General features: G+C 41.0%; 9 protein-coding genes and 1 pseudogene. 6 read left to right on the top strand and 4 right to left on the bottom strand.

All coding sequences use genetic code 11. The features are described from left to right. Positions 1–155 precede the first annotated feature (155 nt). Entirely contained in the window at positions 156–2546 is a 2391-nt protein-coding gene (locus tag IM676_RS11855) for an endonuclease MutS2 (RefSeq protein ID WP_200987102.1), read from the bottom strand. A 423-nt stretch (positions 2547–2969) separates the two neighbouring features. Between IM676_RS11855 and IM676_RS11850 the strand changes: the two genes are divergently transcribed. From IM676_RS11850 to IM676_RS11820, 6 genes and pseudogenes are all read left to right on the top strand, one after another. Then, entirely contained in the window at positions 2970–3626 is a 657-nt protein-coding gene (locus tag IM676_RS11850) for an OB-fold-containig protein (RefSeq protein WP_200987101.1), read from the top strand. A gap of 28 nt (positions 3627–3654) precedes the next feature. Next, entirely contained in the window at positions 3655–5592 is a 1938-nt protein-coding gene (locus IM676_RS11845; RefSeq protein WP_200987100.1) for an SPFH domain-containing protein, read from the top strand. Between the two features lie 188 nt (positions 5593–5780). Beyond that, the gene (locus IM676_RS11840) at positions 5781–6944 is read left to right on the top strand and encodes a GuaB3 family IMP dehydrogenase-related protein (protein WP_200987099.1); all 1164 of its coding nucleotides are present in this window, start codon (positions 5781–5783) and stop codon (positions 6942–6944) included. Between the two features lie 321 nt (positions 6945–7265). Then, positions 7266–7613: pseudogene (gene trxA / locus IM676_RS11835) on the top strand (thioredoxin); the annotation flags it as partial. Positions 7614–8072: 459 nt separating this feature from the next. Beyond that, on the top strand, positions 8073–9143 hold the full coding sequence (locus tag IM676_RS11825) for an LOG family protein (RefSeq protein ID WP_200990185.1): 1071 nt from the start codon (positions 8073–8075) through the stop codon (positions 9141–9143). 89 nt (positions 9144–9232) lie between these two features. Further along, positions 9233–10570, top strand: a complete 1338-nt coding sequence (locus IM676_RS11820) for a D-alanyl-D-alanine carboxypeptidase (RefSeq protein ID WP_200987097.1) — start codon at positions 9233–9235, stop codon at positions 10568–10570. A 500-nt stretch (positions 10571–11070) separates the two neighbouring features. Here IM676_RS11820 and lptC read toward each other — a convergent pair whose 3' ends face one another. The 3 genes from lptC to metG all read right to left on the bottom strand — a co-directional run bounded on the left by lptC (position 11071) and on the right by metG (position 14721). Beyond that, positions 11071–12228 carry an LPS export ABC transporter periplasmic protein LptC gene (lptC, locus tag IM676_RS11815; protein WP_200990184.1) on the bottom strand — a complete coding sequence of 386 codons (1158 nt, stop codon included), beginning with the start codon at positions 12226–12228 and terminating at the stop codon, positions 11071–11073. A gap of 101 nt (positions 12229–12329) precedes the next feature. Next, on the bottom strand, positions 12330–12959 hold the full coding sequence (locus IM676_RS11810) for a LabA-like NYN domain-containing protein (protein ID WP_200987096.1): 630 nt from the start codon (positions 12957–12959) through the stop codon (positions 12330–12332). A gap of 160 nt (positions 12960–13119) precedes the next feature. Continuing rightward, positions 13120–14721, bottom strand: coding sequence for a methionine--tRNA ligase (gene metG, locus IM676_RS11805; protein ID WP_200987095.1), 1602 nt, complete (start codon positions 14719–14721; stop codon positions 13120–13122). Positions 14722–15967: the final 1246 nt, after the last annotated feature.

Genomic DNA, 15967 nt, shown 5'->3' with positions numbered 1-15967 from the left:
TTCCCTGTTCCCTGTTCCCTGAAACTAAACAAATTTGTACCTCACGAGCATGGGAAATGCTATATCTAATTGCCAATTGCTAAGTTATATCAAGGTAATTAATAACTAGATATTAGAAATTCACAAAGACTGCATTGGTGATATTTACTGCCAAATCATTTAATATAAGCAATGGTGACACCACTACCACCATCTACTTGTTCTGCTGGTTGATGGTGGCTCACTCTAGGGTGCTGATGCAAAAAGGCGTGAACTCCTTTCCGTAACTTACCGGTACCATGTCCGTGAATAATCCACATTGGCCCTGTAGCTTCAGAAATTGCCTTATCTAAGATAATTTCTGCATCCGCTACCCGTTTACCAAGCAAATCCACTGTATTTCGAGATGTGCGGATAGCTGGGGCGGGTTGTTCAGGTTGAGGAATTACGGCGGGCTTCTGTTTGACTACTGGTTCAGCTTTTTGACCATCCAAAGATTCGATGTCTTCGAGCTTAACTGTCATCTTCATTATGCCAAAACGAACACTGAACTCGCCATCCTCATCGGGAGCAGTTAAAACTTCAGCTGTTTGCCCAAACTGGGAAATACGCACGCGATCGCCTACTTTGGGCTGAAACCCGACTTTTGGTTTTGGTGCTGCTTTTGGTTGATATTTTTGAGCAATTTGATTTAATGCATCCGTTGCTTGTTGAGCATCTTGGGCTTTAGGTGTACCTTTTTGCAACCGACGAATAACTTGGGCAATTTCACCTTTAGCCTGGGCTATGGCTTGCTTTACTGCTACTTCCTGATCAATCCGCAAAGCTTTTTCTCGTTCCTGCAACGTCTGAGATTTTGCCGACACTTCTTGATATAAACGTTCCGCTTGCTGCAACAAACTTTGAGCTTCCGCAGCTTTAGTTTCTTGGCGGCGGCGTTGCGCCTCTAACCCAGCAATCACCTGATTAACTTCGTCCGTAGCTCCTCCCACTTGAGTTTTTGCCTGTTCTACCACCTCCGGTTTTAAACCTAAACGCAGGGCAATTGCTAAAGCGTTAGAACGTCCAGGAATCCCCCACAATAAACGATAGGTAGGCGAAAGTGTGCTTTCATCAAATTCCACAGACGCATTTTCAAATCGCTGATCCTGATATTTGAGGGCTTTTAATTCACCAAAGTGAGTTGTGGCCATTGTTAGGTGGGCATGATTAGCTAAATATTGTAGTAAAGCGATCGCTAAAGCACTACCTTCGGCCGGATCAGTTCCCGCCCCCACTTCATCCAGAAGGACTAGGGATTGGCTATTGATATCTGTCTGTTCCCCCAGGGTCAATGCGTTCAAAATCCGACTAATCCTGCGGATATGTCCAGAAAATGTCGATAAACTTTGCTGTAAAGATTGTTCATCGCCAATATCAGCTAATACCTGGTGAAACCAAGGTATTTCTACTGGTTCCCGGGCGGGAACAAATAACCCTACCTTAGCCATTAATGCTGCTAAGGCCAGGGTTTTTAAAGTGACTGTTTTACCACCAGTATTTGGTCCAGTAATCGTTACTACCCGAATCTGGGGACTAATTAATAAATCCACTGGAACCACAGCTTGACCATGTTCATGCTGCTGTTGCCAGACTAATAGAGGATGGCGTAATTGGCGTAGGGTAATGATTTCATTGTCCTCACGGTGAATAAATCTGGGAGGATTAGCTCCTAACCAAAAACTATATCTAGCCCTGGCCGTTGCTAAATCCAATGTGGTGACAATTGCTAACAACCTTTCCAAATCTGCCTTGACTGCTGCGACTTGCTGTGTTACTGAACGACGAATCGCCTCTTCTTCCACTTGCTCCCTTCTAAGAGTCTGCCGCAGTTGGTTGCCCAAAGGAACTATAGAATTAGGTTCTATATAAAGAGTAGCTCCACTGGTAGAAGTATCATGTACAATGCCCGGTATGGCGTCCTTTTGGGGTGCTTTTACTGGGATGACAAAGCGATCGCCTCTTTGGGTAATAATTTGTTCTTGAACAGCGCTGGATTTTACCTGTAAAATATTGTGCAATTTTTGATGAATTTGAGCGCGTACTTTCCGTAATTCTGTACGGATTTCCCCCAGTTTTTGGCTAGCACGGTCGGTTACTTGGCCTCGTTCATCAATACATCGGTGTATTTCTTGTTCTAGTTCGGGATAAGTCCGTAAATCAGCGACTAACTCCCTTAGTACCGTCAAATCCTCTTGATGATCAATTACACGGCGTAAATTTCTCGCACCTGCCAAAGTCGTAGCGATCGCTAGTAGCTCATCCCCTGCTAAAATACCGCTAAGTTCCGCCCGTTCTAAAGAATCACCAATATCTTGAATCCCCTCAAATGACAATCCTGTTGTCATTTGACTCTCCAGTTGGTAAACTTCTTTAGTCTGAGCTAGTAATTGCTCACTTTCTGCTTGAGATGCAGGTATTTTGAGATGCAGTGATGCGATCGCCCCTAGTTTAGTAGCCGCAAATGTGGAAAGATGCTGACAAAGGCGATGCCATTCGAGTAGTTCTAAGGTTTCAGACTGGATCAAGGCTTCAATATCTAATCTAAAAGAATTGTAACAATTCTGGCCGCTATAAGACTCACTCTTCAAGGAGAAAAAATTGCTGGGTCATCAGACCACGGTATTACCTCCTCTTGACTATTATACAAATATATGCTATGAATCTTCAATTCTAGCCTGAAACAGGGCCAACTGTGGGTAGTTCATATACAAGAGTTTCTCAAATCTTCCCAACCAACTCAATATTATTCGGGCAAAGGATTTTAAAATTAGTTAAATGTTTCAAGAAGTTTCATACAAAATATTAAAAAATATATTCTTGTGTGCAAAGAAAAAAAATAGCCAAAATCATAGTCTAATATTCTGATGTGAAAACTATCAATTTCAATTAATGCCAACTGTATACAGGTATCACAGAAGCTAGTCAGCATAGTATATCGACAAAATCTTATGCTATTTAACCCTGCCAATGTACCCTATTGGATATTCCTAGGCATGGGAGTATTGCTGTTTGTATTTCTGATCATTTCCATTGGGGGAGATGGAGATGTAGAATATGATGACGATATCGATGTCCTCAACTTTGAGCAATTATTAGGATGGACAGGCATTGGTAAAGCCCCACTCATCTTGTTACTCGCAACAGATTTGAGTTTGTGGGGTATTGTAGGACTGATATTAAGTAGTTGGGCGATTAGCCTAAGTAATGGTAATTTAAGTGGGTTTATTAGTGGGACTGTGTTATTAATTTCCCTGATTATCAGCTTATTTATGGGTAGATTAATAGCAGCAGTAATTGGTCAAATATTTGCCGAGTTTAGTGAAGATGCTAGTCGTGAGCGATTAATTGGTTGTCTGGGTACGGTTAATTCATTTTATATTCCTAGTGAACAGGAAGGTAAAATCGGGCAAGTAGATATATTAGATAGAAAATCAAATTTTCTCACAATTAGTGCTGTTTTGCCAAAATGGGCAACTGTGTCGCCCAAACGTGGAGAAACAGTAATTGTCATTGAAATCAGTCAGCAAAATTATGTTGTGATTGCCCACAATAGTCATGATGAAGAACTTTGGCTAGCCAACTCGATCAACCAAGATAAAAATTGAACAAATAGAACAAATAGGGAGCATAATTATGTTATTTTGGTTAACTTTTATCCAGTCATTGCCAACTGTAAACACACATCAAACCTTACAACCAAAACAGCAGCAAACAGGATATCTCGTTCAAACCATCCCAGTGAGAACTCAACCTACTATCGCTCAAATCCATAGTTCATTGGTATTACCAGGAGTAATTGGGGCTTTCATTCTATTACTTTTATTGAGTTTGTATGCTTACACAAGAGTTTATGTAGTCACACCCAATAATGAGGCTTTCGTCAGAACTGGGGGACTGTTTACAAAAAAGAAATCGGTAATTCTTTATGGCGGTTGTATTGTTTTACCAGGATTCCACCAACTGACTCGCGTCCCCCTGCGAGAAATTTCTATTGATGTAGAACGTACTGGAAAACTAGCCGTGCGTACTAAAGACTATCTGAGAGCAGATATTAGAGTAACCTTTTATGTGTGTATTAATGCATCTGAAGAAGATGTCTTAAAAGCAGCTGCGAGATTATCTCAGAATGGTAACAAAATTACTGGGGAAGATATAAAGAACGCCCTAGAAAAACGTGCTGATGATGCCATTAGAGCAGCAGCTAAAACCAAGGATATTGCAGAAATAGATTCAGATAAATTGGGTTTTGCTCAAGAAGTATTGAACTTAGTAGGACCTGATCTAAAAAAAGTTGGTTTAACTCTGAATAATATTGCCATTTCCGAAATATTAGAAAGTGTGACCTATGACCCAGATAACTTTTTTGATGCCCAAGGTGTGCGTTTAAGAACTGAAATTATTCAGCGTTCGATTGAACAAAAACGGGAAGTTGAGTTAACAACCCAAGTAGCAATTGAGCAAAAAGAACTGGATGCTGAAAAGAGATCGCTACAAATTGCCCAGGAAAAAGAAAGTGCCAAACTATCCCAAAAACTGCAAGTAGAGGCACTGAAGGCACAACGAGAAAGGGAAATTCAAGAATCAAAAGATAAGGAAGCCGCCGCTATACAAAGAAGTAAAATTATTCAGGATAAATTAGTTGAAGAAGAAGAAATTCGCAAAAAATTAGCTTTACAGCAAACCCAAATCGAAGCTGAGATTGCCTTGGAAGAGCGTAACAAACAGTTAAAGGTGACCCAAGCCCTGCAAAAACAAGAAGCAGAAATTGCCGAAATTCACCGTCAACAAAAGGTAGAATCAGGCAGACTTAAAGCACAAGTAGAAATAGTTGAGTCAGAAAGATTAACACGCATTGCCCAAGAAGACGTTGCGATCGCCATTGCGGCAAAAAAACGTGAAAGCTTTCTAGCACAAGCAGAACAAGCCAAAGCCGAAGAATCAGTAAATACAGCCGGGGAAATTGAAAAAGCCGAACGTGACAAACGCTTGTCAACTATCGCAGCAGAAAAGGCTGCCCAACAGCTGAGTATTAGTGATCGCAACGTCATAGAAATAGATGCTTTCCGCCGTCGCCGCCAAGCAGAAATTGCCCAGGAAGCCGCACAATTAGAAGCTGAGTCAATTCGTATCCTCGCAGCCGCTAACCGCGATAAAGTTTTAGCGGAAGCAGAAGCCTTAAAAGTAAAAATTGCTGCAGAAAATACCATAAGTAATGCTAACCTTTCAGCCAAAATTATCACCACAATTTGGCCAGAATTAGCGGATAAACTCCCCGAAATTATTACCGCATTAGCACCTCAACCGGGAGTTTTAGGAGATACTCGTATCTACTCATTCCCGGGTGCCAATGGTACAAATGGCAGTCAAGATATTAACAAATTACTTCTCTCTACCAGTGGGCTTTCCTTGATCAATACCCTCCTAGAAGAAGGGAAGTTAGGCCAATTAATCGGTCAATTTAGCCAACTAGTGCGTAGTGAGAATAAAGTAATGGATGACACAGACAGTAATATTTACATAGCTAACAATCCCACACCAACTCACAGCCAAACAAACAAGGAAATTGGTTAACCATGGTTTAGGGAATTATGTAGTATAAAATACTTAATGTCAGACCTAACAGGCATCAAATTCTAGCTCATCCTCAGGACTTTAGTCCTCACTCAATGAGGGCACCAAGTGATTACTGGCAAAAAACTGCTCCAAATATCCTCACAATTTGATACCCTAGCTTAAACAGATTTGAGAACAGTGAAAGCGTGGAAATTCAACTTGGCCGGGTAAAAAAAGCTCGTAGAGCTTATGGAATTGATGAAATCGCTCTAGTTCCTGGTAACAGAACACTAGATCCAAGCCTGGCAGATACTAAGTGGACTATCGGCAATATTGAACGAGAAATCCCTATAATTGCCAGTGCCATGGATGGCGTAGTAGATGTGAAGATGGCTGTACGGTTGTCACAGTTAGGAGCATTAGGAGTCATCAATTTAGAAGGTATCCAAACTCGGTATGCTGACCCGGAACCGATTTTAGATCGGATTACCTCCGTAGGGAAAAGTGAATTTGTCCCCCTAATGCAAGAACTCTATGCCGAAACAATAAAGCCGGAATTAATTGAAAAACGTATTCAGGAAGTTAAACAGCAAGGTGGTATAGCCGCAGTGAGTGCGACCCCAGCCGCAGCCAGTAAATATGGTCAGGTAGTGGCAAAAGCGGGGGCCGATTTATTTTTTGTACAGGCTACAGTAGTATCTACAGCTCATTTATCCCCAGAGTCGATAGTTACCCTTGATTTGGCAGAATTTTGCCATTCTATGCCCATTCCCGTAGTCTTGGGCAATTGCGTTACCTATGAAGTCACCTTGAACCTATTAAAAGCCGGTGCGGCTGGGGTATTAGTGGGAATTGGCCCCGGTGCAGCTTGTACCTCTCGCGGAGTGTTAGGCGTGGGTATACCACAAGCAACGGCGATCGCTGATTGTGCTGCAGCCAGAGATGATTATTATCAGGAAACTGGTAACTATATCCCCATCATCGCCGATGGCGGTTTAATCACTGGCGGCGACATTTGCAAGTGCATCGCCTGCGGTGCTGATGGTGTCATGATTGGTTCTCCCTTAGCCAGAGCAGCGGAAGCCCCTGGACGGGGCTATCATTGGGGAATGGCAACTCCTAGCCCAGTATTACCCCGTGGTACGCGCATTAACGTTGGTACTACCGGCAGTCTAGAACAAATACTCATTGGTCCTGCGGGACTAGATGATGGTACTCATAATCTTTTGGGAGCCTTAAAAACTAGCATGGGAACATTAGGAGCCAAAAACATCAAAGAAATGCAGCAAGTAGAAGTGGTAATTGCTCCTTCCCTACTAACTGAGGGGAAAGTGTACCAAAAAGCCCAACAATTAGGCATGGGTAAATAAAAAATCCCCCATAGGCACCAGAGAATCAGTCATAAGAAATAATTTTTCTCCCATGGCCTATACTCCATACCCAAACTCAAAATCTTCAGAAAATTTTTTCCAGACTCCTAAAAAAAACCTGGAAAAATCCGATCTGTAGCCTACAATAGAGATAGCGGAGACGCATGTTTCCGTTCACTCCTCACACCACACTCCGCCCGGACTACTGTTCGGGCGGTTCCTTATATTTATCCATAATTTCTTTAACTTCGTTGCAAATGTACATTCTTGACTTCTAAGCTGCTGCTTTTGCTATGGTAGAATTTTCACCAAACTCAAAAATATAATTGGCAAAGGTTTTTAGGCATGTCAGCAGCCGCACAAGTTACAGATTCTAGTTTTGATCAAGAAGTACTTCACAGCGATGTACCTGTTTTAGTTGACTTCTGGGCACCCTGGTGTGGTCCTTGCCGCATGGTAGCTCCTGTAGTCGAGGACATAGCCAGTCAGTTTGAAGACAAAATAAAAGTTGTGAAAGTTAATACTGACGAAAATCCTAACGTTGCTACTAAGTACGGTATCCGCAGTATCCCCACGTTAATGATTTTTAAAGATGGGGAGAAAGTTGATATGGTAGTCGGCGCAGTACCTAAAACTACATTGGTTACCACTTTGGAAAAATATCTTTGAAACTCAATTGGGATCAACCTCCTTTTGGGCTTTCCATTTGCTCTGGATTTAAGTCAATATGCGAGGCGCGAAAACTCGCGTCTCGAAAAAAGTTTCTCTTGTGGTCAATAGTTTGAGATGACCTGTAACTAATTGTAAATTATTTGCTTAAACCGAGTAAATATTACTAACTCACCCTATACTAAAAGTAGTTGATTCAATGAGGTTTTGATGCAACATGTCACTCCCAAGGAAGCAGCTAGAATCCTTGGTGTCCATGTCTCCAGTCTCAGGAGACGGGAAAACGAAGGCAAACTTAGAGCAATCCGTACACCACTGCTAGGATAATAGGTCTTTTCTAAAAATTTGCTTTTACAAATCTTTAGCAACCACCAATTTATGAAACACGACTGCCCAAGGCAGTTGTAGATTGCATTGCAAAATTAGGTAAAATGTAATGCCATTGTGACGAAAGTTCTCATGACCTCATCTGCGTCGTTTCAAACATTAGAGAGTCTCCAGGCCGACATCGCTGAACTATTTGATCGTTTACCAACCTTAAAAAATCGGCAACTGATTCAGCAGGCACTGGCTACTATAGTCCGTTTAGCTGACAGCGAGATTGAACGTCTGGACTGGAAAATCTTATCGGCCGCTTTAGCCGATATGGAGCGAGGTTTCGAGCTATTTTACGACTACCGACACGTCCGCAAAATAACTATCTTTGGTTCTGCTCGTCTATCCCCAGAAACACCTGAGTATCAGATAGCCCTGGAATTTGCTCGCGCTGTTTGTCAGTTAGGATTCATGGTCATGACAGGCGGTGGCGGCGGCATCATGCAGGCGGGTAACGAAGGCGCCGGGCGAAATAATTCCTTTGGCTTAAATATTCAGCTACCATTTGAGCAACAGGCTAACCCATTTATTGAGGGGGATCCTAAGCTAATTCATTTTAAGTATTTCTTCACCCGTAAATTGTTTCTGCTCAAAGAAAGTGATGCCGTGGCCCTATTTCCTGGAGGTTTTGGTACTCAAGATGAAGCTTTTGAGTGTATGACCCTCAGCCAGACCGGTAAATTTGGTCCTGTTCCTGTGGTTTTAATTGATCAACCAGGTGGGGATTATTGGCGCTCCTGGAGCGAATATATTGATAAACAACTTGTGGAAAAGGGTCTTGTGAGTCCTGAAGACCCCAGCCTGTACACGATCACAGATAACCTGGAAGTAGCTTGTAATGCTATTACCAATTTTTATCAAGTTTACCACTCTAGCCGTTACGTAGGTGAACAGTTGGTGATTCGTCTATTGACGGATCTATCCGATGCTGCAGTAGAAAAGTTAAATGCTCACTTTAGCGACATTTTGGTGAAAGGAAAAATCATCAAAAGTCAGGCTTTACCCCAAGAAAACCAAGATGAGACAGAGGAATTACCCAGGCTGGTGTTTTATTTTAACCAACGTGATTTGGGTCGCCTCTATCAAATGATTGCGGTAATTAACCAGATGGGTACACCTTCTGTGACAGAAAAACCTCATCCAGAAAGAAAGTAGGGGCGGGTTGACAGATATTATTCTTGGTCAATACTGATGATGGTCACAAAACTTGTATATTATCTCAGGAAATATATAGGGGAATCAAGATGCTGGAATTATTAGGTTCGGGTTTAATTTCTCTTTGGCTGGAAATGGCTGGTGTACAAATTAAACCCGCAGAGGCTTTGGAAACTTTGGCTTTACATAATAGCCGTGGTTTAGTTCTAGCTCCTGATCCTCATCCAGCTGGGTCTACCACAGTCAAGGAATATTTACAGGAACTAATGATCACGAAATTGGTTCCGGAAAATTTGACCCAGAGTCAGGGTATTTGGTTACAGTCAGGACCAATTTTGATGGCTAACCATCAAGGTACAACACCTCTACCCGCTGCTTCTTTAACTAAGATTGCTACTTCACTTGTGGCTTTGAAAACTTGGGGGCCAGACCATCAATTTGAAACTTTGGTCAGCGCTACAGGGCCAATAGTTAACGGTCTATTGCAAGGTGATTTGGTGATTACTGGTAGTGGTGATCCAATGTTTGTTTGGGAAGAAGCCATCGCTGTGGGTAATACCCTCAATCAAATGGGTATCAAACAGGTAACGGGAAATTTGGTAATCAGGGGTAATTTCGCCATGAATTTTGAACCAAATCCTATATTAGCCGGTCAGATAGTTAAACAAGCCCTAAATCATTTAAGGTGGACTCGTCAGGCAAATTACATATATTCAACCATGCCCAAGGGCACCGCTAAACCTCAAGTTGTGATTGCGGGTATTGTGGTCAAATCCGCATCCCAACCAAACCCCCAAGAAACCCTCTTGATGCGTCGCCGTTCTTTACCTTTGCACCAACTTATCAAGGAAATGAACGTTTTTAGTAACAATGTCATGGCTGAGATGTTGGCTGAATCTGTAGGAGGTACAGCGAAAATGCGATCGCAGGCTGCCAAATTTGCTGGAGTCCCGGAGGCAGAAATTAAATTAATTAATGGTTCAGGACTGGGGGTAGACAATCGTATTTCTCCCAGGGCTGCGTCTGCTATGTTAATGGCAATTCAAAGGGAAGCCGCCACCCACAATATTAATGTAGCTGACTTGTTTCCTATCTCTGGATTTGACCGTCGAGGAACAATGCAAGCTAGAAATATGCCTTATGCTACTGTGATGAAAACTGGTACCTTGCGGGAGGTTAGTGCTTTAGCTGGGGTTTTACCTACACGCGATCGCGGTTTGGTTTGGTTTGCGATTATTAACCATGGGTCACAAATCCCAGCTTTCCGAGCTAGTCAAGATCGCTTTTTACAAGCCCTGGCCAAACAGTTGGAAGTAGCTCCCAATATTCCCTCTACTATTACTCCTAACTCTCCTAAAGACTCGTTACCTAAATTGGGTACGGCTAGTCGTAATGAAATTTTATTCACCGCCAATAATAGTTACTAAAAATATAGTCAAATATTTTTAGTCTAAACCTTACTGGGCTAACTACAAGCCTCTCTACTGAGTTTCCATCAAAGATAGAGTCCCCAGCTACCTTTCTTAGAGGATGTTTGGAAAGTATTAAACAGGTAATTTTTATATTAGGGAACAGGGAACACCGGAAGGATTGGGAAGGATTAGGGAACACACAAAAAACAATAAAATCCAGTCCCATCCGCTTACAAGGGGAGGGTTAGGGTGGGGTCAAACAATAGTTGATACACTAATCATGACTTATCAAACATCCTCTTAATATATTTAGGGAACCATTCAAGTCTGCTGAATATATTTTCCCAGACTTAGACCTAAATAAACCTCTCTTGATTCTTTTACCTAAATACTAATTAACTGGGTAGATACCAGCAAATAATCAACCACAGATGAATACAGATGTCAATCCTTTTGAGGTAAATTTATCTATTCACCCAGATGTTTTGAATTCTTAATTGATTTTTCCCGGCTCCCTAATTGCTAATGCCAACATCTTGAGGAATAATTTCTGTTACTACTCTGCTACCAGAGTTCCCGCTTTTAACTACAATGTCCTCTGTTTGCAGGTTACCAATGGCTGTTTCACCCGTAAAATTTATTGGTGGGTCAACTTGACGATAAACAACATTCCCCTGAGCTACTAATAATTTCTGGTCGAGATACCAACTTAACTGATTAGATTTAAGAGTTTGACGACGCTGCCCTATAGCCTTGACATTTCCTGTTAAGTTGACAATTCTCTGCGGTATTTTCATTTCGCCTCTATTGGCGTTTACAGTCACATTCTCGGCACGCTGGACAACACTAACAGGGGAATGTGTCTTCACTATTTCTGTTTTCATATCCCATGTCATAGAGTTACTAGCTATTTCTGTCGGTGGTTCTAATAAATTTAACTGGGCATTTTTTTTGATAGTGGCAATTTGGGTTTTTAAGTTGATCTGAGCAGCATCGCCCTTTCCACGATCAGTAATTTGATTGTTTTTGTAACGGTCAATTTGTATGGCGTGCTCACTCATTAATATTTCTTCTGAAATCTGCCAAATTAAATTTTCCGTTCGCATTTCCATTTTGGGATCAACGGATTTAGCTACTACGCTACCAGAGAATTCGATACGTTGTTCGCGAGTTTTAACTCGTGCTTCTTGAGCAACTGCTTTTAGTTGTTTATGAGTGCCATTAATTTGGTTACGGACAATTAATAAATCTTCTTGAGGTAACCATTCTAACTCATTACCTTGCAAGACAATACCGTTTTTAGGATCTGTAGCCACTATTTTTCCCTTGAGCAATAGCCGCTGACCATCCTGTTCAATATCTGCTCTTTCTGCTTGTATTTCGTAAACCGGTTTGCCATCTTGGTATAGTTCACCAATGGGATTTTCTGCCTCACCAATTTGTCTTTCTTGAGTGTATGTCGCTTTTTGAGCTCTCACTTTCCAAAGCCGGTTTCCCACTTCGTCTGCTTGCTCTAAGGTGACATCGAAAAATTTCAAATGACTTTCTTGGGGAGATGAATCAGAATCTTTAGCTTGTTCAGCTATTCTGTATCCACCTGCACAACCAACTAAACCAATTAACAATGAAAAAGTTAAAGGCAGGTAAAAAAGGTAAGCTTTTAGGTTGAACAAATTGAGGTTTGCTGATAAAAATAAGGAAAGTAAATTTTGATTATTTTGCCTTCTTTTAGGACAATTTACCACCTTTTTCTGCCTGCCTTTTCCATAATTTATTAATCTTGGATTTCTAAGTGTTGATCAGTTTCCCTGATATCTTCTAGAAAACCCATACTGGATAGAGGTCGATATGGATAACTTTGTCGCGGATTTTTTTGGATATCTTCTTTGATAGCTTCTAGATCTATATAGCGATCGCTGACATTGATTAAACTATCACTGGTCATTGAGCGCAAGCTGACAACCTCGACGCGCACACCACGATAGCTAACTGAGTTAACCGCGTATGCCAAGTCCCCATCCCCACTGACTAATACAGCGGTATCATAGGAATCGACTAAAGCCATCATATCTACGGCAATTTCTACATCCAGGTTAGCTTTTTTTGATCCGTCCGGCAACTGTACTAAATCCTTAGCAATAACTCGATAGCCATTGCGACGCATCCACAACAAGAACCCTTGTTGCTTTTCGTTTGTCCTGTCAACTCCAGTATAGAAGAAAGCACGCAATAGTCTAGACCCACCAGTTAACCTACACAGTAGCTTCGTGTAGTCGATTTCGATCCCTAGTTGTAACGCAGCATAGAAGAGATTAGAACCATCAATAAAGATAGCTACACGACCTCGATTTTCTAAGACTTGTTCCGGTGTAAATATTGAGTCACTTTCTAGATTATTCAACATTGTTTTGATACCTCATTATTATTTTTGTTATATTTGATACTATTAACCACGGTGATATGCTAGAATAGCTTATGATCAGCTTTCGGAGCTAATGAGTTAAGCCCCGATTAGTTTTTTGACAAAATTTAAGAACTTGAACAAAACCGAAAAATGAAAAGGACTAATGGTTTTTTGAAGTTTCTATACGCTTAAAGACCGGCTGGGGTTTACCCAGGGATTGTGTGCTGGTTAGTACACCCCATGTTGCATGGCTAGCAAAACCGGCAAGCATTGAAGTTTTTATTTGATCATTAAAGTCGATTCCAAAGCCCAGCTGCTGATAAATGGCGCTACTGATATTCGGAATAATTGGGGACAGGAGATAGGCTGCTAGTCTAACAGATTCTAGAACTGCGTACAGTACCGTTTCCACTTCCTGCTGCTTTCCTAGTTTATATAGTGACCAAGGGGCTTGTTCATCAATAAACTTGTTACTGGTACGAACCAGCATCAGGATAGCTTCACAGGCTTGGTTGAAAGCTAGCGCCTCATAGGCTTGTTTTACCTCTTGTCCTAGACTTAAACCAATCGCTTTCAAAGGATTTTCGTCATTAATGGCTTCATTTGCAATTGGCACTCCATCGCCAGTACAGTATTTCTTCACCATGTTTAACGTGCGATTCAGCAAATTACCTAAGTCATTGGCCAAATCTGCATTCAAAACATTAATGAATCTAACTTCATTAAAATCGCCATCTTTGCCAAATTCGATTTCCTTAAGGAAGTAATAACGAACGGCATCACTACCATAGCTTTTGACTAGCCTTACCGGATCAAGGGTGTTACCCTGAGACTTGCCCATTTTTTGGCCATCTTTGGTTAAAAAACCATGCCCAAACACCTTTTCTGGCAAGGGTAAATCAGCTGACATCAGCATGGCTGGCCAATAAACTGCATGGAATCGGAGGATATCTTTACCAATTAAGTGCAAATTGATTGGCCACCAGGTTTCTAAAGCATTAGCTAAAGTTGCTTCTGAATTTGGTTCTAGTAATGCCGTGACATAAGCTAGCAATGCGTCAAACCAAACATAAAGGGTATGCTTGGGATCAACTGGTACAGGAATACCCCATTCCAGATTGACTCGCGAAATGGAAAAGTCTTGTAAACCCTGGCTAACAAAGCTCAAGACTTCATTACGACGACTCCCTGGTTGAATAAAATCTGGTCGAGACTGGTAAAATTCCTCTAGTTGCCTTTGATACTTAGATAGGCGGAAAAAGTAATTTTGCTCGTCCCGCCACTCCACTTCCTTGTTAGTATGAATAGGGCAGCGGTGTCCTTCTAATAGTTCCCGTTCTTCCTTAAATTCTTCACAAGATACACAGTACCAACCTTTCTGTTGTCCTTGGTAGATATCCCCTTTTTCCCAGACACGCTCGAAAAACTCTTTGACTATGGCTTCATGGCTAGAAGCTGTCGTCCGACTGAAGCGATCATATTGAATATTTAATAACTCCCATAAGCTGATAAAGCTAGGCACAATTTGATCGCAAAATTCTTGTGGCGCTTTTCCTAAACTTTCTGCTGAACGCTCAATTTTCTGTCCGTGTTCATCTGTACCTGTAATTAGCAGCACCCTATGCCCCAGGAGCCTGTGAAATCGGGCTACTGCGTCCGCTGCTATTGTTGTATAGGCACTTCCCACGTGAGGAACATCATTCACATAATATAGGGGCGTAGTCAATGCAAATGTTTTTTCTGTTTTCTCTACTAAATTCATACAGAATAAAAAAGAAATTATTAACCTTTTCTATCTTACTTTTACTGGCCAATCTCAGCCATCATATAATATTACTACTTGTTTGACAAACGGTAAATTACTATTAGCAAGTTCACAATGCTAATCATCATTCATTCATTTGTATAAATCTATTGTATTGAAATTGTAAAATTTCATCTAGCTAATGATAATATTTTGTATATTTTACTAGCAGATTTATTGTAACTGTCACTACATACATCTAAACTCCAAAAACGTAACTACCTTGCTCCAGAAGATTTATCTACCTGAAGACTGTCTTAATTAATATAAAAACATAAATGTAAAGATTAACTCAAGGTCACCTGTCCTTTTTTATAAAAAAATATTTATTAATTTTATTAATTATTTATGGTTCCCAACAATACCTTGTATCTTGATCGCTATTTCCTGGCGGCGTTATCAACACACATGTTTCCTATAATGAAAATCCCATTCCCAGGGATACGAGTGTTTTAGTTGTCATTAATCACCGTATCTTTATGGGTCAATAATTTTAATGTCGGACCTATCCAGTCCCATTCGCTTTGCTGGGATCGCTATATGGGAAAAGTACCCATTATGTGCGAGATTGTCACAATATAATTGGGATGCTTTACCTTAGAAGACCAGCCGAAGGGCTAGCACATCTTTTTGAAGCAATCAAAGATAATTTTGCAGTCAAAGCAGATAATGAGTGTTTTTCGTGAATGAACTTGTCCAATGGTGGTATCTACCCGCCCTAATCAGGTAGGAGAATTTCACAGAGGGTTTGTCCATTTAGGATTACGGTTTACTTTCCAGTATCTGGTCAGTTCGCTTCCCAAGAAAAACTCAATACTCATACCTTGGTTATCCATAATCGGGTAGCTGTGTTGATTACCCCCCACTTATTGGTTTACACCACAACATCAACAAAAATATCACGGCAACCCAGCCAAAAATGTTGTGAATGAACTAACAGAGGATTGCCAAAATGAAATTACCAGTTTACTAGTTCAAGGTTGTTATTAGAGATTAGATAGGGGTTATTATTGACAAATCAGGGAAACTGAGGTTGATAGATTCAAAATGCAAAATTCACGACTCAAAATTTAATAATGTTTACAATGGTCATTTCCGACTGTAAACACAATATATGCTTACATATCAAAGGTGTGAACCCCTTTTTTACTCTTAATTTTACCTGTCTATCTGTAACGAACTCAAAAATGCAATACTTTTTGAT

It is taken from the genome of Anabaenopsis elenkinii CCIBt3563, from assembly GCF_015245355.1.
Lineage (GTDB): Bacteria > Cyanobacteriota > Cyanobacteriia > Cyanobacteriales > Nostocaceae > Anabaenopsis > Anabaenopsis elenkinii.
This window is presented reverse-complemented; position numbering and strand designations above follow the sequence as displayed.

Coding starts and splice junctions, on each gene's coding strand:
- IM676_RS11850 (WP_200987101.1), top strand. CDS start 2,970: ATGCTATTTAACCCTGCCAATGTACCCTATTGGATATTCCTAGGCATG.
- IM676_RS11845 (WP_200987100.1), top strand. CDS start 3,655: ATGTTATTTTGGTTAACTTTTATCCAGTCATTGCCAACTGTAAACACA.
- IM676_RS11825 (WP_200990185.1), top strand. CDS start 8,073: ATGACCTCATCTGCGTCGTTTCAAACATTAGAGAGTCTCCAGGCCGAC.
- IM676_RS11820 (WP_200987097.1), top strand. CDS start 9,233: ATGCTGGAATTATTAGGTTCGGGTTTAATTTCTCTTTGGCTGGAAATG.
- IM676_RS11810 (WP_200987096.1), bottom strand. CDS start 12,959: ATGTTGAATAATCTAGAAAGTGACTCAATATTTACACCGGAACAAGTC.
- metG (WP_200987095.1), bottom strand. CDS start 14,721: ATGAATTTAGTAGAGAAAACAGAAAAAACATTTGCATTGACTACGCCC.